17 protein-coding genes are annotated in these 21,654 nt (G+C 65.7%); 9 read left to right on the top strand and 8 right to left on the bottom strand.

Going from position 1 to position 21,654, the window contains the following annotated elements:
- Positions 1 to 20: 20 nt before the first annotated feature.
- The 3 genes from CI41S_RS33595 to CI41S_RS33585 are packed head-to-tail and all read left to right on the top strand — an operon-like array spanning position 21 to position 2,840.
- Complete coding sequence (locus CI41S_RS33595; protein ID WP_139863329.1) at positions 21 to 842, top strand: ABC transporter permease; 822 nt, start codon at positions 21 to 23, stop codon at positions 840 to 842.
- The gene (locus CI41S_RS33590; protein ID WP_139863328.1) at positions 839 to 1,819 is read left to right on the top strand and encodes an ABC transporter ATP-binding protein; all 981 of its coding nucleotides are present in this window, start codon (positions 839 to 841) and stop codon (positions 1,817 to 1,819) included. Before CI41S_RS33595 ends, CI41S_RS33590 begins: the two co-directional genes overlap by 4 nt.
- Positions 1,812 to 2,840, top strand: a complete 1,029-nt coding sequence (locus CI41S_RS33585) for an ABC transporter ATP-binding protein (protein WP_139863327.1) — start codon at positions 1,812 to 1,814, stop codon at positions 2,838 to 2,840. The genes CI41S_RS33590 and CI41S_RS33585 overlap by 8 nt, the downstream gene beginning before the upstream one ends.
- A gap of 207 nt (positions 2,841 to 3,047) precedes the next feature.
- On the opposite strand, the gene CI41S_RS33580 is transcribed toward CI41S_RS33585, so the two are convergent.
- On the bottom strand, positions 3,048 to 4,064 hold the full coding sequence (locus CI41S_RS33580; RefSeq protein WP_139863326.1) for a methyltransferase: 1,017 nt from the start codon (positions 4,062 to 4,064) through the stop codon (positions 3,048 to 3,050).
- Positions 4,065 to 4,183: 119 nt separating this feature from the next.
- On the opposite strand from CI41S_RS33580, the gene CI41S_RS33575 reads away from it, so the two are divergent.
- The 3 genes from CI41S_RS33575 to CI41S_RS33565 all read left to right on the top strand — a co-directional run bounded on the left by CI41S_RS33575 (position 4,184) and on the right by CI41S_RS33565 (position 7,406).
- A complete protein-coding gene (locus CI41S_RS33575; RefSeq protein WP_139863325.1) occupies positions 4,184 to 5,380 on the top strand; it encodes an alpha/beta hydrolase in 1,197 nt (398 codons plus the stop codon).
- A gap of 377 nt (positions 5,381 to 5,757) precedes the next feature.
- Complete coding sequence (locus CI41S_RS33570) at positions 5,758 to 6,282, top strand: DUF2867 domain-containing protein (RefSeq protein ID WP_139863324.1); 525 nt, start codon at positions 5,758 to 5,760, stop codon at positions 6,280 to 6,282.
- Between the two features lie 77 nt (positions 6,283 to 6,359).
- On the top strand, positions 6,360 to 7,406 hold the full coding sequence (locus CI41S_RS33565) for a serine hydrolase domain-containing protein (RefSeq protein WP_139863323.1): 1,047 nt from the start codon (positions 6,360 to 6,362) through the stop codon (positions 7,404 to 7,406).
- Positions 7,407 to 7,410: 4 nt separating this feature from the next.
- Here CI41S_RS33565 and CI41S_RS33560 read toward each other — a convergent pair whose 3' ends face one another.
- Together CI41S_RS33560 and CI41S_RS33555 are read right to left on the bottom strand one after the other, a co-directional pair.
- Positions 7,411 to 7,998, bottom strand: coding sequence for a DUF2147 domain-containing protein (locus tag CI41S_RS33560; RefSeq protein WP_139863322.1), 588 nt, complete (start codon positions 7,996 to 7,998; stop codon positions 7,411 to 7,413).
- Positions 7,999 to 8,121: 123 nt separating this feature from the next.
- Positions 8,122 to 9,150 carry an NAD(P)/FAD-dependent oxidoreductase gene (locus tag CI41S_RS33555; protein ID WP_139863321.1) on the bottom strand — a complete coding sequence of 343 codons (1,029 nt, stop codon included), beginning with the start codon at positions 9,148 to 9,150 and terminating at the stop codon, positions 8,122 to 8,124.
- 164 nt (positions 9,151 to 9,314) lie between these two features.
- Between CI41S_RS33555 and CI41S_RS33550 the strand changes: the two genes are divergently transcribed.
- On the top strand, positions 9,315 to 9,776 hold the full coding sequence (locus CI41S_RS33550) for an acyl-CoA thioesterase (RefSeq protein WP_139863320.1): 462 nt from the start codon (positions 9,315 to 9,317) through the stop codon (positions 9,774 to 9,776).
- Here the strand turns inward: CI41S_RS33550 and CI41S_RS33545 are convergent.
- The gene (locus CI41S_RS33545; RefSeq protein ID WP_139485185.1) at positions 9,773 to 10,093 is read right to left on the bottom strand and encodes a 2Fe-2S iron-sulfur cluster-binding protein; all 321 of its coding nucleotides are present in this window, start codon (positions 10,091 to 10,093) and stop codon (positions 9,773 to 9,775) included. The two genes, CI41S_RS33550 and CI41S_RS33545, sit on opposite strands and share 4 nt — an antisense overlap.
- Before the next feature lie 156 nt (positions 10,094 to 10,249).
- Positions 10,250 to 10,624: an Hpt domain-containing protein gene (locus tag CI41S_RS33540; protein ID WP_139863319.1), complete on the bottom strand. Its 375-nt coding sequence runs from the start codon at positions 10,622 to 10,624 to the stop codon at positions 10,250 to 10,252.
- A 384-nt stretch (positions 10,625 to 11,008) separates the two neighbouring features.
- Here CI41S_RS33540 and CI41S_RS33535 point away from each other — a divergent pair, with 384 nt between their 5' ends.
- Positions 11,009 to 17,122, top strand: coding sequence for an apolipoprotein A-IV repeat region-like domain-containing protein (locus CI41S_RS33535; RefSeq protein WP_139863318.1), 6,114 nt, complete (start codon positions 11,009 to 11,011; stop codon positions 17,120 to 17,122).
- 486 nt (positions 17,123 to 17,608) lie between these two features.
- Here CI41S_RS33535 and CI41S_RS33530 read toward each other — a convergent pair whose 3' ends face one another.
- The 3 genes from CI41S_RS33530 to CI41S_RS33520 form a co-directional block, all read right to left on the bottom strand.
- Entirely contained in the window at positions 17,609 to 18,478 is an 870-nt protein-coding gene (locus tag CI41S_RS33530) for an MlaD family protein (protein ID WP_139485182.1), read from the bottom strand.
- Between the two features lie 109 nt (positions 18,479 to 18,587).
- Positions 18,588 to 19,358 (bottom strand): ABC transporter ATP-binding protein, encoded by a 771-nt coding sequence (locus CI41S_RS33525; protein ID WP_139863317.1) that lies wholly within the window; start codon positions 19,356 to 19,358, stop codon positions 18,588 to 18,590.
- Positions 19,359 to 19,360: 2 nt separating this feature from the next.
- Positions 19,361 to 20,494 (bottom strand): MlaE family ABC transporter permease, encoded by a 1,134-nt coding sequence (locus CI41S_RS33520; protein WP_139485180.1) that lies wholly within the window; start codon positions 20,492 to 20,494, stop codon positions 19,361 to 19,363.
- Between the two features lie 137 nt (positions 20,495 to 20,631).
- Between CI41S_RS33520 and dgcA the strand changes: the two genes are divergently transcribed.
- Entirely contained in the window at positions 20,632 to 21,633 is a 1,002-nt protein-coding gene (dgcA, locus tag CI41S_RS33515) for an N-acetyl-D-Glu racemase DgcA (protein ID WP_139863316.1), read from the top strand.
- The last annotated feature ends 21 nt before the right edge of the window (positions 21,634 to 21,654 follow it).

Below are 21,654 nucleotides of genomic sequence, written 5' to 3'. Positions count from 1 at the left end.
GGCGCGGCGGAGCGGCCACGATGAAGCTCGGAACCAGTCTCATCATCGGCGGATTATTATTTGCGCTGGCGATTGTCGTCGGCCTGCTCGCGCCGTGGCTGGCGCACACCGATCCAGTGATGGACGCCAATTTGATGAATGCGGAGGAACCGCCGAGCTGGCTCTGGTGGTTCGGCACCGACGCGCAGGGCCGCGACATCTACTCCCGCGTCGTCTACGGCGCGCGCATCTCGCTGACGGTCGGCATTGTCTCGCAATTGGTCAACAGCGTGATCGGCGTGACACTGGGCCTGAGCGCGGGCTATTTTGGCGGCTGGTGGGACGACATCGTCAATGGGCTGACCAACCTCATGCTCGCGATCCCCTCGCTGATCTTCGCGCTGGCGATCATGGCGGTCCTTGGACCGGGCCTGACCAGCCTCTTGATCGCGCTCGGACTGACCAACTGGTCGTTCACCTGCCGGATCGCGCGGGCCTCGACGCTGTCGCTCAAGAGCCAGGGCTATGTGCAGGCGGCTAGGGTGCTGGGTTACGGCGATCTGCGCATCATGATCACGCAGCTTTTGCCGAACATGCTCGGGCCGATCATCGTGATCGGCACGCTCGGCATGGGCAGCGCGGTGCTGGCCGAAGCCTCGCTCTCGTTCCTCGGCCTCGGCATCCGGCCGCCCTTTCCAAGCTGGGGCAGCATGCTGTCGGAGGCGCGCGACCAGATCACCACGGCGCCCTGGCTGTCGGTTTTCCCGGGCCTTGCCATCTTCCTCACCGTGCTCGGCCTCAATCTGCTCGGCGACGGCCTGCGTGACATTCTCGATCCACAGTCGCGGAGCCGGCGCACATGACGACCGCTCCGCTGATCGAGGTCGAGGACCTGCGCATTGATCTCGACGGCAGATCGAGCCGCGTCGCGGCGGTCGAGGACGTTTCGTTCCGCATCGAGCGCGGCGAGACGTTCGGCCTGGTCGGCGAGTCCGGCTGCGGCAAGAGCATCACCGCGCTCGCGCTGATCGGCCTGCTGCGCCGGCCGCTGTCAGTCGCCTCCGGCGCCATCCGGTTCGAGGGCCGCGAGATTCAGAGCCTTTCCGCGGCTGAGCAGCGCGACCTGCGCGGCGACCGCATCGCCATGATCTTCCAGGAGCCGATGACGGCGCTCAATCCGGTCTCGCCGGTCGGCCGGCAGATCGCGGAGATGTTCGTGCTGCACAAGGGCAAGAGCTGGCGCGAAGCCAACCAGCTCGCCGTCGAGGCGCTGGCGAGCGTCCGCGTCCCCGCGCCGGAGCGACGGGTCAACGACTACCCGCACCAGCTTTCCGGCGGCATGCGCCAGCGCGTGATGATCGCGATCGCGCTGGCCTGCGGGCCGGATCTGCTGATCGCCGACGAGCCGACCACCGCGCTCGACGTGACGGTGCAGGCGGAAATCATCGAGCTGATGCGCAATCTCTGCGCCGAGCGCGGCACGGCCATCCTGATGATCAGCCACGACCTCGGCCTGGTCGCCAATGTCTGCCGCCGCGTCGCCGTGATGTATGCCGGCCGCATCGTCGAGCAGCGCGGCTCCGACGAGATCTTCCGCGCCTGCGCGCATCCCTATACGCAAGGCCTGGTCGACTCGCTGCCGCGGCTGGGGACGCGCGCCGCACATGGCCGCAGCAGGCTCAGGGAGATCGCGGGCGTGGTGCCGGCGATCGCCGACTTCCCGAGCGGCTGCCGCTTCAATCCGCGTTGCGCGCAGGCGACCGAGATTTGCCGGACCACCGCGCCGGAGACGACCTGGCTCGATGCAGGCGGCCTCGTCAGGTGCCACCACCATGCATGAAGCTGCTATGAGGCCCGGCGACGATGTGATCCTCAGCGTCCAGGATCTCGCGGTGCATTTCCCGATCGGCGGTAGCCTGCTCGGTCACGGCCAGCGGCTGCTCCGCGCGGTCGACGGCGTCGATCTCGAGCTGAAGCGCGGCGAATGCCTTGGCCTAGTCGGCGAATCCGGCTGCGGCAAGTCGACCGTGGCGCTGTCGCTGCTCGGGCTGCTGACGCCGACGCGCGGCCGCATCGTGATGGACGGGCAGCCGGTAAGCGGCAAGCAGTCGGGCGATCGCAAGGCGTTGGCCCGGATCGTCCAGATGGTGTTCCAGGATCCCTACGCCTCGCTCAATCCGCGGCAAACCGTTCGCCGCACGCTCGAGGATCCGCTGCGGCTGCACGGCGTGACGGCCAGGAGCGAGATCGAGGGGCGCCTCGAGGCCATGCTCAAGCATGTCGGGCTGCGGCCCGAACAGGCCGGCCGCTACCCGCATGAATTCTCCGGCGGCCAGCGTCAGCGCATCGGCATCGCCCGCGCGCTGATCCTCAATCCCAAAATCGTCATCTGCGACGAGCCGGTCTCCGCGCTCGACGTCTCGATCCGCGCCCAGATCATCAATCTGCTGCTGGAGTTGAAGGAGACGCTCGGCCTCTCCTACATCATGATCAGCCATGATCTCGGCGTGGTCGAGCATATGAGCGACCGGGTCGCGGTGATGTATCTCGGCCGCATTGTCGAGACCGGCGGCTGGCGCGAGATCTTCGAACGGCCGGCACACCCCTACACGCGCACGCTCATTGCCGCGATTCCCGATCCGCTGCGCCGCGCCCCGCTCGCGACGACGAAGGGCGAGCTGCCGAATCCGCTCAATCCGCCGGACGGCTGCGCGTTCGCGCCACGCTGCCGTCATGCCGAAGCGGTGTGCCAGCGCGCGCCCGTGCCGTCACTGGAAACGCGTCCCGACGGGCACGCGGTGCGATGCTGGCGCGCTGACGACATCGCCGGTGAAGCCTTCGCCGACGCCGCCCTCACCTAGTGCCGACGACGCCACGCGCGCGTCGAAGCAAGCTTTGGCGCGAGAGAGGCGCAATTCGAACCGGGATGAGAGGACCTAGGTACTCATGAAACTGGGACGTCCGCTTTCGGGTGCGAAGCGGACATGCGACTTGACTTCGGCAATATCGTCTTGTCACCCATAGCGGACTTAACGACCCAAGCCATCGTCGGCGGGCGTAGAGCTATTTCAGGTGGCCTCGAGCACACCAATTAATCCGTTACCGGGATAGCTTATCTCTCCGGGCGTCCAGCCGGCCAGCCGTAGCAGATCGTTGTATTCGGTTTGCGAACGCTCCCTTCCTTTGCCCCAGACCATCATGTGAATATCGAACAGCTTGGATAGGTGAGCCGCATCGGGCCCCGGCACGATATGCTCGATGATGTACAGCCGCGCACCGACTTTCGCGGCCTTGCGCACGTTGGAGAGTATCCTCACGCAGTCGCTGTCCGACCAGTCATGCAGGATCATCTTTAAGCTGTAAGCATCGGCCTTCGGGACTGCCGTAAACATGTCTCCGCCGACATAGGAGCAGCGACCCTCGACCCCGAGCCTCTCGGCCCATGGTTCGCCGCGGTCCGCAATCACATCAGGCAGATCGAAGACCACTCCCGACATGTGTGGAAATTCACGCAGGACCGAGCATGTTAGATGGCCATGGCCGCCGCCGATATCGCAGAACGTCGAGATTGAACTTGGTGCACGCTGTCGCAGGACGCCAATCGCGAGAGCCGACTGCACTTCCGAATAGCTCGACATACCCATCCTGAAGCGGCTGGCATAATCGGCGTCCCGCCGGGCGTGTTCGAAGGCTCCGTAGCCGAACTCGCGCTCGAACGCGTCCTGCTTCCCGTCCCGCACAACGTCCGGCAAATGCGACCATATGGCGTAATGTTGCGGACCCTCGGCAAGCCGCGCCATGTGCTTCAGGGAAGGTTTGGCGTCGTCGCGCAACAGAGCCCCCGTGGCGCTCAACATGAAGCTTCGTTTGTGATCTTCAATCAGCAGGCCAAGCGCTGCCTGGGCGCGCATCAGGCGATACAGGAGGTCCGGGGCGAGTCTCAGGGTGTCCGCCAGCTCTGTCGGCGATATCCAACGATCGGATTGGATGTGGTCGAAAATGCCAAGCTCTACGCCGGCATAGAGGATTTGGCTCCGCCAACGTCCGAAGATAAGGTTCATGACCTGCTCGACAGCATCGCCCATGGGCGCCTCCCGCTCGCTTTGTGCGCAGACAGTAGAGCCTCGCCGAACACCGGACATTACTGTAATCTTCGATCGTTCTTTGTTTTGCTTTCATTTTTCCTTCGGATAGCTCAGGTCAGATGTCCGGGACAACCTATTCCTTCGCGGGATTTACCATCGATACCAGGCTGCGCGAGCTCACGCAGGGCGGCCGCACCATTTCCATCGAGCCCAGCGTTTTCGATCTGCTAGTCCATCTCATAGTTAATAGGCAGCGGGTCGTTTCGCGAGATGAGCTGCTCAGATCCGTCTGGCAGGGCCGCTTCGTTTCCGACTCCACGATTGCCGGACGCATCAATGCGGCGCGCCAGGCCGTTGCCGACACTGGCAAGCAGCAGCACATCATCCGGACCTATGCCAAGAACGGCTTTCGCTTCGTGGCGCAAGTCACCGTTTCCGAAGTGCCGGCCGGACAGCCGCCGTCAGCGATCGGACCTCCCAAGCCGATTGTGTCCTTCGTTGAGGTGAGGGACGGTACGAGGCTTGCCACAACGGTCGTCGGCAGCGGCCCAGTGCTCGTTCGCGCCGCCCATTGGTACAATCATATCGAGGCCGAATGGGACAATCCGCTGACTGCGCCCTTGCTTCACGAGTTGGCCGGGCACTTCAGGCTAGTGCTCTATGACGGTCGGGGCGCCGGCTTGTCGGACCGTGACGTGAAAGACATGTCGTTTGCGAATTATGTCAGCGATCTGACGGACGTCGTTGACACGTTGCAGCTCAGGCGTTTCGCGTTGCTTGGTATGTCGGGCGGGGCAGCAACCTCCATAGCTTTCACTTGTGAGCAACCAAAGCGCGTCACGCGGCTGGCGCTTCATGGTGGGTATGCGGAGGGGCGGAACGAGCGTGCATCATCGCAAACAGAGGCTGAAGCTCAGGCATTTCTCACGATGATACGCTCCGCCTGGAACAGGCTGGATGCCCCATTCTGGCGCGCATTCTGCTCGTTCTTCCTGCCCAGGGCCACGCCGGAGCAGCTTCGGCTATTCAGCGACCTCCACTCGAAGGCCCTGTCGCTCCAGAGCGGCATCATGGCGCGAACGGCCGTTGATGCAATTAATGTGCGCCTACTACTCGATAAAGTCACAGTCCCCACCATGATTTCCCACTGCGTCAATGATCAGCTTGTTCCATTCGAGCAGGGACGTCTGCTGGCGAGGGCGATCAAAAACGCCGTGCTTGTGCCACTCGAAAGCGAAAACCATTTGCCGGTGTTCGAGGAAGATGCGGCCAAGCTCTGGTCCCGCGAGCTGGTGTCGTTCCTGTCGCAGCAATAGCGGGCTGGAGAGGCGCATGTCCGGTATTGGCCGTAGCCGAAGGTCCACTCGTTCGTCAGCAGGTCAGCTCATTTGGACGGAGCGGACACTGCGCGGTTGGCCGGAATCGACGGCTTGTGACCCAAACCGGACTTCCTTCTCAACGCAGCTGGTCGCAATCAGTCGTTCCTGGTTTGAGTGTGAATAAGCCTCGAACATTGCCCCCTCCATCGTTCGTGGAATCAACGAGTAGATCGGCCTTGAGACCCCACGCCGATCACCGTAGAGTTGAAGACCAGCAGGCCAGCGACGCGTTGCGAGCTCAGCGTAGGGAAATTACTCGCGTCTAAAACCGAGAACAGCTCTTCCTATTGGCCCCTTGAACAGGTGACGTCATCATGAGCATGGGTTTAGACCGCAAGCCGCAGGTACGCCGGACGACGCCGCCGTCGGAAAGTGTCGTTGCGAGCTGGTACGAGAACGCCAGTTTGCTCGATAGCTACAGCATTGACTTGCGTGCATCGGAACAGTCGAGCATGCGCGAGCTGGCGACGCGGACGCTGGTCAATCCACCCGCGTGGCAAAAGGCGTTGATCGCGCTGCGCGACGCCATGGTCACGCCCTTCGGCATCAAAACCTCCGATACGGTCAGGACGTCCCCGGACAGCCTTGAACGGGTGGACTTCTTCCCGGTGCACTGGGAGGGCAAGGACGAAATCGTGCTCGGTGCGGATGACCGACACCTCGACTTCCGGCTGTCTCTGCTCCGACGTCATTCTGCAATGGGCACGTTGCTGATCGCGACAACCGTCGTGCATACCCACAATGCCCTGGGCTTCACCTATCTCAACGCGATCAGGCCTTTTCATCACCTCGTGGTCAGGGCCAACCTGGCGCGCTGTGCACAAACACAACTGCAGTAGAGCTGCAGAAACCTCGAATTTCGAAAAAAGACCCGGCGATCAAGGGGCGGTACGGACCGAACGGCGGAGGAAGGGCGATGGGCAGCGCGCGACCTTTGATGGCGGCAATCGGCATCTCGTTGTTCATTGCCGCAGGGTTTCCGGCCCGGCAGACCGTGGCACAGCAAGCCACGGCATCGACGGCGGAAACACTTGCCAGGCTCTCGACAACAGTCGCCGAACAATACCCGTCGGCCAGGGCGCTGGTGCTGGCGCGCGGCAACTGCATCGTTCATGAATATTACGCCTCCAATCCGCCCGATGCGCAATGGCCGGTGCATTCGGTGACGAAGAGCGTGTTGTCGATTGTCGTCGGCATTGCCATCGACAAGGGTTTGTTGCGGCTGGATCAGAAGCTGCCCGAACTGGTTGCCGAAGCGACGGAAGGGACCATCGATCCGCGCGCCGCCGATATCACGCTGCGCGACCTCTTGACGATGTCGTCGGGCTTCGCTCCGCACCAGATGGCGGAGGTATCGGGCGTCTGGAATTCCAGCGTCTGGATGATCGGGCGCACGGTCACGCACCCGCCGGGCACTCATTTTGACTACGACAATGAGGGGACCAATCTGATCGCGATCATCCTGAGGCGTGCGGTCGGCGGCAACATTGCGGAGTTTGCCAAAAATCAACTCTTCGCCCCGCTACGGATCGATCACTATCAGTGGGCGGTCGATGGGAACGGAAATCTGCCCGGATTTAGCGGACTGCGATTGACCGGCAGGGACATGGCGAAGATCGGCCTGCTTTATCTTCAGCAAGGCCGGTGGCGGGAGCGGCAGGTGGTCTCGCAGGCCTGGGTCCTCGATTCCACGCGCAAGCACAGCGACGGCGGCGAGCCGGCCGACGCCGCCTACGGATACCTGTGGTGGTCAAAGCAGATCGGCGACGGGTCGCCGGCCTATTTTGCTGCCGGCTTTCAGAGCCAGCTCATTTTGAACCTTCCGGACCGCAACCTCGTGATCGCGCTGGCATCCGCCTCCTCGCTTCCCGGAGGGGTCGCGAAGTTCGTCAACGAGGTTGCGCTGCCCGCAGAGGCGGCGCTGCCGGCGGAAGCCGCGTGTGTCGGGCGGTTGGATCAGTGACGACCTAGCGCTTTTTCGGCACCGGTGCAGGTGCCGGTGCAGGTGCGGCTGGTGCGGCCGGTTTCGCTGCGACGGCCTGCGCCGGAAGATATTTGGCGACCACCGCGGGATCGACCTGGGCCATCGCAGTATCCGGCAGCCGGGTCCAGACCTCGTCCTTGCCGAACAGCGAGATGCCGAGATAGCCGCGCAAGGTCAGCGTCTGGCCGTCGGCGCTGAGCGTCATCTTGGCCTTGTAGACCTTGCCATCGCGCGGATCGAGCACGTTGCCGTTCTCGTATTTCAAACCGTCGCGCTTCATGTCGCGGATGAAGGACAGCCCGAGCCAGGGCGCGTTCTTGCGATCATCGGTGCACTTCGAGCAGATCGGATTGGGAGATTCGCCGGGTTCGGAAAATATCTTGGCGAACGCGCCCTCGAAGACGCCGTTATGGTCGACGATCAGAAACCAGCCGCTGGTCTTGCCGTCCTCGACCTTCTGCCAGAGACCGGCAGCCGACGACAGATCGACCGCCGAGGCCGAAAGCGGGGCCGCGACCACAAACGCCGTCGCGATCGCGAAGATCAGCCGAAGTCTGGATAGCGTCCGCATCGTCATCACCTGATCAATCGACCACCGAAGTCGAAGTTTACGGCCATTTCGCAGCCCGTTCCAGTGCCTGCGCCACGCCGTAAATATCCGGTGGCGCGGGCATTGGTCTCAATTCCGCTCGATTCAGTTCACTCCCAGCTTCTTCTGCAGACTCGATGACGAAGTCGTGTACTGGAACACCAGCCGCTTGTCCGGATAGACGTAGCGGTGCGCCTTCTGCGCCATCAATGCGCCCTCGTGGAAGCCGGAGAGGATCAGCTTCAGCTTGCCCGGATAGGTGTTGATGTCGCCGATGGCGAAGATGCCCGGCACGTTGGTCTCGAATGCTGCGGTGTCGACCGGCACCAGATTGTTCTCCAGCGCAACGCCCCAGTTCGCGACCGGGCCGAGCTTCATGGTGAGCCCGAAGAACGGCAGCATGGTGTCGCAATCGACCTTGCTCATCGCATTGTCGTTGCCCTTGACGTGGGCCCCGGCGAGCTTGCCGCCCGCGCCTTCGAGCGCGGTGACCTGACCGATCCGCAGATCCATCTTGCCGTCGGCGACCAGCGCGCGCATCTGCTCGACGCTGTGCGGCGCCGCGCGGAAATCGTCGCGCCGGTGCAGCAGCGTGATGCGCTTGGCGATCGGATGCAGGTTGAGCGTCCAGTCCAGCGCGGAGTCGCCGCCGCCGACGATCAGGATGCTCTTGTCGCGGAACTGCTCCATCTTGCGCACGGCGTAGAACACCGAAGAGCCCTCATAGGCCTCGATGCCCGGCACCGGCGGCCGCTTCGGCTGGAACGAGCCGCCGCCGGCGGAGATCACCACGACCTTGCACTCGAACTCCTTGCCGGCATCGGTCTTCACCCGGAACAAGGGATCGCCGATCTTCTCGATCGTCTCCACCATCTCGTTGAGATGGAACGTCGGGTTGAACGGCTTGACCTGTTCCAGCAGCTGATCGGTGAGGCCCTGGCCGGTGACGAAGGGAATGCCGGGGATGTCGTAGATCGGCTTCTCCGGATAGAGCTCGGCACACTGGCCGCCGATCTTGTCGAGGATGTCGACCAGATGCGTCTTCATGTCGAGCAGGCCCAGTTCGAACACGGCGAACAGTCCGCAGGGGCCCGCGCCAATAATCAGCACATCGGTTTTGATCGCTTCGCTCATATCCGCTTCTTTTCAGTTGAAATCGGCCGGACGGCTCCTCGCCTGTCCAGCCGGAGGGGGTGCCGGATTGGCATGCATAATAGGGACAGAGGCTGGCGCGGCAACCCCTTGCCGAGGCTTAACAAGTCGGCTGTATGGGCAGGAAACCGACGGAGATCCCCCTCGTGAACGCCCCTGTCCGTGCCGACGATACGCTGCGCCTGGAAGACTTCCCCTATCGCCTTTCGGACAATGTGCGGTTTGCCGATCTCGATCCCAACGGGCACGTCAACAACGCGGTCTATGCCAGCTATTTCGAGACCGGCCGCGTCACGCTGGTGAAGGACCGCAGCAACGGGCTGCTGCCGCCGGGATTAGGCTGGATCATGGTGCGGCTCGACATCCATTTCCGCGCCGAGTTGCATTGGCCGGGCCAGATCGAGCTCGGGCTCGGCCTCGTGAAATTCGGGAGGACGTCGACCACCTTCGATCAGGTGGTGTTCTCTGAAGGCAGATGCGTGGCGTCGGCGAAGGCGGTCACCGTCATGATCGACGAAGCCACCCGCAAGCCGACGCCGCTGCCGGTCGAGGTCAAGGAGAATTTCCGGCGCTGGGTTCGCCGCGGCGTGAACCCCGACGGGGATTAGGCCTGACGCTCCGGCGTCGACACGGTGAGACCGTCGAGTTCGTCGGTGACCTTGATCTGGCAGGACAGCCGCGAGTTCGGCCGCACGTCGAAGCCGAAGTCGAGCATGTCCTCTTCCATTGGCGAGGGCGCGCCGACCTTCTCGCGCCAGGCTTCATCGACATAGACGTGGCAGGTCGCACATGCGCAGGCGCCGCCGCATTCGGCCTCAATGCCGGGAATGGCGTTGCGGATCGCCCCTTCCATGACGGTCGCGCCGTTCTCGATCTCAACAGTGCGCTTCTCGCCGGAATGGTCGATAAAGTGGATTTTGGCCATGATTGCTCGTGGTGCCGGAATAAGCCGGACGATGGATGGAAAGGTCCCGGCAGTCCTATAACGGGTCGACCAGCACAGCGCTAGCGCCCGGGACCGAAAACCTGCCGGCCGGTTCGGACAGGTCGGGAGACCGTCCGTGGGGGCCGCTGAAGGTCGCTAGCGGCGCAGAATCAGTTCGATCGCGGTGCGGGCTTCCGCAATCGCGGCGCCGAGCGCGGCGAGCGGCTGGGCCGGGTCGGAACCGCCGGACAGCGCGGTTTCAAGCTTTGCCGCGGCATCGGCCACGGCAAAGGCCCCGATCGCGCGCGCCGACCCCTTCAGGGTGTGGGCATGGGTGGCCGCCTCGGCCGGCAAGGCCGCGAGCTCGCCGAGGATCCTGGCCGACTGGGCCGAGAACATGGTCAGGACCTCGCGTTCCAGGGCGGGGTCGCCGAGCGTCATGCGCTTGAGATGGTCGACATCGATCGGGCCGTCGCCCGGCGCCAAGGGCGGCGATTGCGTCCATTCAACCCGTTCGGCATGAAGCGGCATGAGCTGTCCCCGTCGCGCGCCGGGCCACGCGCCGGGGCGGATTGTTGAGGCCAGCCAATCACGAAACTGGTTAACGGATTGTTGTCGGGATCATCTGCAAATCTGCCCGATTTTGGACAATATCCGGACACAATCGGCGGCTTATGGCGGGAATTTCGAGTACCCATAAGGCCTTATGGCGCAAAGCTGTTAACGATGATTAAGAAAGTATTAATCGCAAGCATTTCATTCGCATCGCTCAGCCAATAGGATGTTTGCGGATGTAGCGGACAAGCCGCCGAGGGGGGCCGCTTGCGCTCCGCTCATGGGCACCGGCTTCGAGCTTGCGGGGGGACGATCGCATGCTCGCCGAAGCGTAAAATAGTGAGAGGGCTCGGACTGAACATGGCGAACACACCAAAGAAGGTCAAAGATCCCACCGAAGTCGCGCTTTCTGCCATTCAGGAGGCCCTCAACATCAGCGAACAGAGCGCCGAGAGCCGCAACGCGGCCAACGAGAGCGCAGCGTCGCCGAACCTTCCGCCGGAATCTCCGGATTTTTCCGCCACGCAGTTCGAAGCCCGTGCCAACGCCGACCGTGCGGCCTTCGAGCCGATCGAGGAGCCGCGCAGCCCGCGCCGCGCCGCCAATGACGATCGCGAAACCATCGGTCAGCTGTTGCAGGCCCTGCAGCGCGGCCGCCCTGCCCGCAATTCCTTCACGCTGTTCGCGGTCTGCTCGGGCGTCTGGCTGCTCGGCTGCGCCATCCTCACGGTTGCGTTCTGGCCGTCGCTGCAGTCCGCGATGGCGCAGGGCACCGGTGTGCTCGTGCTTGCCGGACTTGCCGCGCTGTTCGTCGCGCCGGTGCTATTGTTCTTTTTCCTGTCGCGTCTCGCCGCGCATGGCCAGGATATGCAGTTGATCGCGCAATCGATGGCGCAGGTCGCGATGCGTTTCTCGGAGCCGGAGAACGCCGCCGCCGAATCGATGGTGACGGTCGGCCAGGCGATCCGCCGCGAAGTCGCCGCGATGGGCGACGGCGTCGAGCGCGCGATCGCGCGCGCCGGCGAGCTCGAGACCCTGGTTGCCAACGAGGTCGCCGCGCTGGAGCGCGCCTATTCCGACAACGAAGTGCGGATCCGCGCGCTGCTGCAGGACATCGCCCATCAGCGCGACAACCTGGTCGGCCAGGCCGAGCAGGTGCGCAGCGCGATCTCCGGCGTGCAGATCGACCTGCGCCACGACATCGCGCTGATCTCGGATGCGATCGCCTCGCGCGTCGACGAGGTCGCCAAGAGCATCACCGGCGCGCTGGAAGAGCGCGGCCAGCACATCACGACCGCGCTGAGCCATGCCGGAGACAACATGATCCTGGCGCTCGGCGAGCGCGGCGGCGACCTGCTCGACCGCCTCGAGGAAGCCAGCGCCGAGACCACGCGCGCCGTGCTCGACGCCTCCGAGCGGCTGACCACCAGCCTCAACTTCAAGACCGGCCACGTCCATGACGAGTTCGTCGATCTGGCCGACCGCGTCCACGAGATGCTGAACGAGCGCATCGACCGCATCGCCGGCGAGTTCGAGCAGCGTTCCTCGGCCATCATCGACGGCATCACCGACCGCACCGAGCAGGTCCACGACTCGCTGAAGAACTCCGGCGACTCGCTGCTGCTGGAGCTCGAGCTGCGCAGCAACGACCTGATCGGCAAGATCGACGATGCCGGCAACCGCCTCGCCGGCCAGATCATGAGCTCGGGCGACAAGGCGAGCGAAGCGCTCGATGTCACCGTCAATTCGCTGGTCGCCAAGGTGGTGGGCCAGACCGAGACCGCGCACGACTCGCTGTCGCTGCAGATGAGCGCGTTCGACGACCTGGTGAAGAACCACGGCAGCGAGCTCGCGGAAAAGTTTGCTCGCGACTCCGGCACGCTCGGCGCGCTGATCACCCGCCACATCTCTGAATTCGATCGCACCGTGAAGACCTTCGGCGGCGACATCGTCGAGCGCATGGGCCAGCGCACCCAGGACATCGCTGAAAGCCTGAAGACCTATGTCGACACCTTCGATCACCGCGTGACCTCGAACAGCGGCCAGATCACCGCCACGCTCGACCAGCGCCTGCTGCAGTTCGAGACCACGCTCGGCAGCCGCGTCACCCATCTCGACGCCTCGCTGAACGACAAGCTGTCGACCTTCGACTCCTCGCTCGCCACCAAGATCGGTTCGCTGGATAGCTCGCTCGCCACCAAGATCGGCACGCTGGACAGCGCGCTCGCCGACAAGATCGGCACGCTCGACTCCTCGCTCAGCGGCCATCTGTCGACGCTCGACTCCTCGCTCGACGGCCGCCTGAAGACGCTCGAAGTCACGTTCGAGAACCGCGCCAAGTCGGTCACCGAGACCATCGACGGCCGTCTCGGCACGCTCGCGAGCTCGCTGACCGAGGGCGCCGCCCAGGCGATCCAGTCGATCGACTCGCGGCTCGGCCTGCTGACCACGACCCTGACCGAGGGCACCGTGCAGGCGATCGCCGCGGTCGACCACCGCATCAACAACGTCACCAAGACCATCGACGGCCACAGCATCCGCCTCGCCGACACCATCAACGGCCACAGCGCGAACCTGACCGATGCGATCGCGGCGCGCTTCGCCGACGTCCAGCAGGGCATCGAGAGCCGCGTCGGCGTGATCGCGAGCGACATCGATACCCGTGTCGCGCAGTTCGAGGACCTGCTCGGCTCGCGCGTCGAGGCCGTCGCCGGCCGCATCGAGAGCTCGGGCCGCCAGGCCAGCGAGGACCTGATGTCGCGCGCCGAACTGCTGTCGTCGAGCATCAAGTCGCATGTCGAGGACGCCGAGCGCTCGTTGACCAACCTCGTGGTCAACACCAGCGAGACCATCCAGACCGGCGCGCGCACCGCGCAGCAGGCGCTGCTCGCCGTATCCACGGATGTCGGCGCCCAGCTCAAGCTGACGTCGGCCGAAGTCGAAGGCGTGCTGACCGCGGTCGGCGGCAGCGCCGCCAATTCGATCCTCTCCAGCGCCCGCGACGCGCAGGCTTCGCTGGTCGCCGCTTCCGGCGACGTCGTCTCCCAGATCAAGTCGCTGTCGGAGGACGTCGAGCGCACGCTGCAGGCGGCCGGCACCGCCACCGCAGCCTCCGTGCTGTCGGGCGCCCGCGAGGCGCAGACCACGCTGGTCTCGGCCTCCGCCGATGCCGCGAGCCAGGTCAAGTCGCTGGCCGCCGACGTCGAGCAGTCGCTGTCGATGTCGGGCACCGCCGCCGCCGAAGCCATCATGACCGGCGCCCGCGAGGCCCAGACCACGCTGATCTCGACCTCGACCGACGTCACCGGCCAGGTCAAGTCGCTTGCCGGCGACATCGAGCGCTCGCTCTCGGTCGCGGGCTCGGCCACCGCGGAAGCCGTCGTCGCCTCGGCCCGCGAGGCGCACAGCACGCTGGCCGCCGCCTCCACCGAGGCCGCCAACCTGGTGCGCACGCTGTCCGCCGACATGCAGCACTCGCTGTCGACGGCGGGCAACGCCACTGCGGAATCCATCGTCGCCTCGGCTCGCGAGGCCCAGAGCACGCTGGCCGGCGCCTCCACCGAGGCCACCAATCTGGTGCGCACGCTGGCGGCCGACATGGAGCGCTCGCTGTCGATGGCCGGCGCCGCCACCGCGGAATCGATCACCTCGGGCGCGCGTGAAGCCCAGACCACGCTGGTCAACGCCTCCACCGAGGCTGCGACCAAGGTGTCGGCGCTCGCCGCCGACATCCAGCGCGCGCTGTCGATGGCCGGCAACGGCACCGCCGAGGTGCTGACGGCCGGCGCCCGCGAGGCGCAGAACACGCTGATCTCCGCGTCGACCGACGCCGCCAACCACGTCAAGTCGCTGGCGGTCGACGTCGAGCGCGCCCTGACCGCGGTCAGCACCAACACGGCGCAGTCGATCCTCGGCAGCGCGCGGGAGGCCCAGACCTCGTTCGTGGCCACCTCAACCGAGGCCGTCGGCCAGATCCGCGAGCTATCCGCCGAGATCCAGCGCTCGCTGACCTCCGCCGGCGCCGAGACCGCGCAGTCCATCCTCGGCAGCGCACGCGAGGCCCAGACCTCGTTCGTGTCAACTGCCACCGAGGCCGCCGAAGAAATCCGGATGCTCTCCGCCGACATCGAACGCTCGCTGACCTCGGTCGGCGCCGAGACCGCGCAATCGATCCTCAGCAGCGCCCGCGAGGCCCAGACTTCGTTCGCGGCGACCTCGACCGATGCGGCAGGCCAGATCCGTGTGCTCTCTGCGGACATCGAGCGCACGCTGATCGCGGCCGGCGCGGAGACCGCGCAGGCCATCCTCAGCAGCGCCCGCGAAGCGCAAACCTCGTTCGCCGCGACCTCGGCGGATGCCGCGAACCAGATCCGCTCGCTCTCGGCCGACGTCGAGCGCGCGCTCGGCGCGGTCACGGCCAAGACCACCGACAACATCCAGACCTCGGCGCAGACCGCGCAGGCGGCGCTGATCACGATGTCCAACGAGGTCTCGACCAAGGTCAAGACGACCTCGGCCGACATCGAACGCTCGGTGCTGTCGGCCTCAAGCGCATTCGGCTCGGCGATGACCGGCAAGACCGACGAGATCGTCACCTATGTGCAGCAGCAGGCCGAGCGCCTGTCGCAGCTGGTCGACGGTCGCCGCGGCACCCTGGTCGAGGCGCTGACCGTCAAGACCACGCAGCTTGCGACCGACATCGATCGCGCCACCGCGGATGCGCTGAAGGCGATCGAAACCCGCGGCCTCGCCTTCTCGCAGTCGATGGCGGCGCACGGCAGCGACGTCGCGCGCAACATCACCTCGGCCGGCGACCAGGCGACCGGCGCGGTGGCGAAGTCGCTCAAGGACCTCGAGCAGGCTTCGCGTGCGGCGATCGACCAGTCCCGCCAGGTCTCGATCTCGGCGGTCACCGAAATGCAGGAGACCAGCAAGATCCTGCGCACCGACACGGTGGCGCTGTTCGAGCGGCTGCGCGAGGGCAACATCCTGCTCCAGGAAGTGCTGACCGGCGCCCACGACAACCTCAACTCGCTGGAGCGCGCGCTGGTGACCCGCGTGGCCGACTTCGTGTCCGCCATGAACGACGTCACCTCGCGCAACGGCGTGGCGACCCAGACGCTGGAAGACCAGCTCACGGTGTTCAACAGCAAGACCGGCAAGGCGCTGGAAGACCTCGGCGAGCTGTCGAGCCAGTTCGAGACCCATGGCAAGGCGCTGATCGAGGCGGCTGCCGTGGTCGAGCAGGCCAACCGGTCGACCACGGCCTCGGTCGGCGAACGCAAGGCGGCGCTGGAATCGCTGGTCACCACCATCGACCTGCGCACCACCGATCTCGACCAGCGGCTGTCGCGCTTCACCGGGCTGCTCGATGAATCGCTGGCCGCGGCCGAGGAGCGCGCCCGCGACATCGCCCGCGTGGTGGCGGAGACCGCAGGCGCCGGCTCGGCGGCGATCAGCCGGCAGTTCGAGGCAGTGCGGCTCGCCGCCGAGAACGAGCGGCAGCAGACCGTCGACGCCATGAACGAGCTGTATCAGCAGAGCAACGCCGAGACCGATGCGATGTTCAAGGAATCGACGGAGAAGTTCTCCGCGATGGTCACGGCGATGAAGCAGATGGCGAGCGAGATGCACAGCGAGCTCGAGGCCACCCGCAACGAGCTGCGCCGCGGCGTGCTCGAAATGCCGCAGGAGGCCGCCGAGAACACCGCGCAGATGCGCAAGGTGATCGTCGACCAGATCGAGGCGCTGGCCGAGCTGAACCGCATCGTCGCGCATCACGGCCGCGGGCTCGACGTGGTCAGCGCCGGCCGCTCCAGCGCCCGCCAGGAGGAGGCCGTGATGGCCGCCGTCGGCGGCCGCGGCGGCGACGTGCGGATGCGCGACAGCGGGGTGCGCGACAACGGCATGCGCGACAACGGCATCCGCGACAATGGCAACAGCGCCTCGACGCTGCCGCCGCCCGATCTCGGCATGGCGAGCTCGCGCCGCACCGAGGCGCCGCCGGTCAGCCCGGCGAGCTCCGACAACGGCCGCGACGGCTGGCTGTCCGACCTGCTCAATCGCAGCGACGCGCCGCCGCCGGCCCCGCCGAGCCGCGAGGCCCCGCGCCCGCGTCCGCAGCAGCAGGCCGCTTCCAATCCGCTGGAGTCGCTGTCGCTCGACATCGGCCGGCTGATGGACCGCAGCCTCGCCGCCGAGATGTGGGACCGCTACCAGCGCGGCGAGAACAAGGCGTTCTCGAAGCGCCTGTACACGCCGGCCGGCCAGAAGGCGTTCGACGAGGTGGCACGCAAGTACCGCGCCGACCGCGGCTTCAAGCAGACGGTCGACCGCTACATCGCCGAGTTCGAGCGCGTGCTCGACGAGGTCGCCCGCGACGGCCGCGGCCAGCAGGAGCTGCGCAGCCACCTGATCTCGGAGACCGGGCTGGTCTACACCCTGCTCGCCCACGCGGCCGGTCGGCTGGGGTAATCGGATCGGCGAATAGCGAGTAGCGAATAGCGAATAGCGAATGGAAACGGAGGCCGAACGGCCTCCGTTTTGTTTCGGGCTAACGCGAACGGAGCCGCGGGCTCTGTATCGGCAATCGCGCGACGGCGTGACCACACCGTCATTGCGAGCGAAGCGAAGCAATCCATCTGTCAGCGCACGCGGAACGATGGATTGCTTCGTCGCTTCGCGGGTCTGGCAGCAGAGGAAAGGCTACTCGCTATTCGAATAGCGAAATGGAAAACGGAGGCCGAACGGCCTCCGTTCTTGTTTGGATTGTGTGCGTCCGGATCGCGCGGCGGGGTTTGCGTCTCGGCTTTAGCCACCATCATTGCGAGGAGCGAAAGCGACGAAGCAATCCATGCTTCAGCGAGTGGAGAGATGGATTGCTTCGCTGCGTTCGCAATGACGGCTTTGGCGAGAGCGAACCCTATTCGCTATTCGCCACTCGCCATTCGCAGCATCAGCTCACTGCCGCCGTCGCGGCCCGGGCGCAGGGGCCGGCGCCGGCGCGGGCTCCGGTGCCGCATTGTTGCTGCCGCCAAAGATCACGCGGCTCGGGTTGCGATCAAAATTGTTCACGGCGCGGCTGATGTCGGACAGCGTCCTGCGGCCGTCGGTGATCAGCGCGGTGGAGCGCTTGTCGAGATCCTCGGCCAGCTCCCGGATCGACTTCACCATCAGATTGAGCTCGCCGCCATTGTTGCCGCCGGCAATCGCGTTGAGCCCGAGCATCAAGCTGTCGGCCTTGCCCATCACGCCGTCGACCTTGAGCATGACGTTGTCGATCTTCTCGGAGTTGCGCGCCAGAGCCTGGGTGAAGGTCTCGAGGTTCTTCAGCGAGTTCTTCACCGACTGCTGATTGTCGGCGACGATGCGGTTGACGTTCTGCAGGGTGGCGCGGATCGCCTCGGTGACGTCCTGCAGGGCGTTGGGGTCGGCGGTCAGCACCGGGATGCCGTCCTCGTCGAGCGGCACCGGCGGGGCCGCCTCCTCGCCGCCCTTCAGCGAGATCGCGGCGACGCCGGTCAGGCCCTGGAATTCGAGACCGACCACGGTGTCCTTGCGGATCGGCGCATTGTTCTCGATCATCGCCAGCGCGACGACGCGCCGCGGGTTGTCGAGCTTGACCGAGATGACTTCCCCTATCCGGATACCGTTAAAATTGACATTGCCGCCGTTGCGCAGGCCGGATGCCGGGCCCTCGAAGATCACCCGCAACGGGCTGCGCAGCTTGGTGGTGTGCAGGCTCTGGAACCAGAGCACAAAGCCGAACGCGGCCGCGATCACCGCCAGCGTGAAGGCCCCGATCAGGACGTAGTTCGCCCGCGTTTCCATCGATTGCTTCTCAGGCTCTCGCGCGGCTCAGCCGCGCGAAAGCCCGTCGAACTCCCTGTTGGCACATGATCTGGTCCGAAAACCGGCCTCCGCGATGGGGGATCATGCGCTATGCCACAACGGCGCGGGCGCGCTTGCCGTTGAAATATTGCTGCAGCCACGGATGCTGCGATGCCTTCATGTCGGCGATCGATCCTGCAGCAATGATCTTACCGTTCCCTAAAACGGCTATACGGTCGCACGCGGTGTAAAGACTGTCGAGGTCGTGGGTTACCATGAAAACGGTCAGCCCCAAAGTACGCTGCAGCGTGCGCACCAGCTCGTCGAACTCGCCGGCGCCGATCGGATCGAGCCCCGAGGTCGGCTCGTCGAGGAACACCAGTTCCGGATCGAGCGCCAGCGCGCGCGCCAGCGCGACACGCTTGATCATGCCGCCGGACAATTCCGACGGATAGCGGTCGGCGACCTCCGGCTTCAGCCCGACCATCGCGAGCTTTGCCACCGTGATTTCGTCGAGCAGCCGCTGCGAGACGCGCAGATATTCGCGCACCGGAAACTGGATGTTCTGCCGCACCGTCAGCGAGGAGAACAGCGCGCCCTGCTGAAACAAAATGCCCCAGCGCCGCTCCACGGCCTGGCGCTGCGCGGAATTCGCGGCATCGAGGTCGACGCCGAACACCTCGATACGGCCGGCGACCTTCGGCACCAGGCCGATGATGGTGCGCGTCAGCACCGACTTGCCGGCGCCGGATGGGCCGACGAAGCCCAAGATCTCCCCGCGCTTGACGTCGAGGTTGAGGCCGTCGAGCACGCGCGTCTTGCCGAATTGCACGGTGATGTCGCGGACCCGGATGATGGCGTCGACCTCCTGCTCCGCCATGATCACATCCCGATCGAGGCGAAGAAGATCGCGAACACGCCGTCCATCACGATCACGAAGAAGATTCCCTTCACCACCGAGGCGGTGGTGTGCTGGCCGAGCGATTCCGCCGAGCCCTGCACCGCGAGCCCCTCGACGCAGGCGACGATGCCGATCACCGCGGCCATCACCGGCGCCTTGACCAGGCCGACGATGAAATGGTCGATCGATATGGCGTCACGAAGGCGGAGCAGAAAGGCTTCCGGATCGACGCCACCGTAGAGCCAGGCCACCAGCCCGCCGCCATAGAGCGCGGCCATCGCGCCGAGGAAGGCGAGGATCGGCAGCGCCAGCACCAGCGCGAGCATGCGCGGCAGGATCAGGACCTCGATCGGGTCGAAGCCCATGGTGCGCAGCGCGTCGATCTCCTCGCGCATCTTCATCGAGCCGAGCTCGGCGGTGTAGGCCGAGCCGGAGCGCCCCGCGACCATGATCGCGACCAGCAGCACGCCGATCTCGCGCAGCACCAGCACGCCCAGCATGTCGACCACGAAGATGTCGGCGCCGAACCTGCGGAAGTGGAAGATGCCCTGCTGCGAGATGATGCAGCCGATCAGGAAGGTGATCAGCACCACGATCGGCACCGCGCGCCAGCACACCTGCTCGAGGTGATGCACCGTCGAGGTCAGGCGGAAGCTGCGCGGCCGGATCAGCACCTTGGCGGCGGCGGCCAGCACCGCGCCGAGCATGTCGATCAGGCCGATGATGGTGCCGCCGATCCCGACCACGGTGCGGCCGATCTGCTCGAACATGCCCGAGATCGACAGCGCCTCGGTGGCCGCCCTCGGCGCCGCGCCGACGCGGCTGACCTCATCCACCAGGCTGGAATAGTTGGCGGAGAGGCCGGCGATCTTTGCCTCCGCCGAGGCGTCGCTGAGGCTGCGGCGCAGCCGCTCGATCAGCCAGGCGCCGAAGGTATCGAGGCTTGCAACCTGCGAGACATCGATGAAGATATGCGGGCGGCTGCCGCGCAGCTTCTCCGCATCGGATACGATGCGCTCAAGCGCGGGGGCAAAGCGGGCGGTCCAGTTGCCCGCCGCGCACAATGCCAGTCCTTCGCCTTGGGCTATCCGCTCCAGTGTCGGGTCGCCGCTCAATTTTGCCTACCCCTCAGCCGGTTGGCGGGTTCGAACCGGTACCCGGTGCCGCCGGACCGGCTTGTCGAATCTGTCACTAACCAGCCATAGTTGGTTGCGCCTCGCAAGCTACGGTTCAGGAAATAGTAGACTTTAAAATGACTTCCAGCCCATCCCGGAGTATTTCCCTGAGCGCGCGGATCGAGCGCTGGCCGATCGCGGGCAGCTTCACGATCAGCCGCGGCGCCAAGACCGAGGCCGTCGTCGTGGTGGCCGAGGCGAGCTGCGGCGGCGCGACCGGCCGCGGCGAATGCGTGCCCTACCCGCGCTACGGCGAGACGCCGGAGGCGACGCTGGCGGCGATCCAGGCCATGCAGGCGGCGCTGGCCGCCGGCATGGACCGGATCGCGCTGCAGGCCGCCATGCCCGCCGGCGCGGCCCGCAACGCGCTCGACTGCGCGCTGGCCGACCTCGAGGCCAAACTGGCCGGGACACGCATCTGGAACCTGCTGGGGCGGCCGGCGCCGACGCCCTGCACCACCGCCTACACGATCTCGCTCGGAACGCCCGAGGCGATGGCCGAGGCCACCGCGAAGGCCGCGCACCGGCAGCTGCTCAAGGTCAAGCTCGGCGGCGACGGCGATGGCGCGCGCATCAAGGCGGTGCGCAAGGCGGCGCCGGCCTCCGAGCTGATCGTCGATGCCAATGAGGCCTGGACCGAGGCCAATCTTGCGGCCAACCTCGCGGCCTGCGCCGAGGCCGGCGTCACGCTGATCGAGCAGCCGCTGCCAGCGGGCAACGACGCGGCGCTGGAGCGGATCGAACGACCGGTGATGGTCTGCGCCGACGAGAGCGTGCACGACCGCGCCTCGCTCGCGGCGCTGCGCGGCCGCTATGACGCGGTCAACATCAAGCTCGACAAGACCGGCGGCCTCACCGAGGCGCTGGCCATGGCGGACGCCGCCGGCGCGCTCGGCTTCGAGATCATGATCGGCTGCATGGTCGCGACCTCGCTGGCGATGGCGCCGGCGATGCTGATCGCGCCGGCCGCGCGCTTCGTCGATCTCGACGGCCCGCTGCTGCTGGCGCGCGACCGCGACCACGGCCTGCGCTACCAGGGCAGCCTGGTCTATCCGCCCGACGCCGCGCTCTGGGGGTGATGCCTCTTTCCTTGACGCGTT

It is taken from the genome of Bradyrhizobium ivorense, from assembly GCF_900696085.1.
Taxonomy (GTDB): Bacteria; Pseudomonadota; Alphaproteobacteria; order Rhizobiales; family Xanthobacteraceae; genus Bradyrhizobium; species Bradyrhizobium ivorense.
This window is presented reverse-complemented; position numbering and strand designations above follow the sequence as displayed.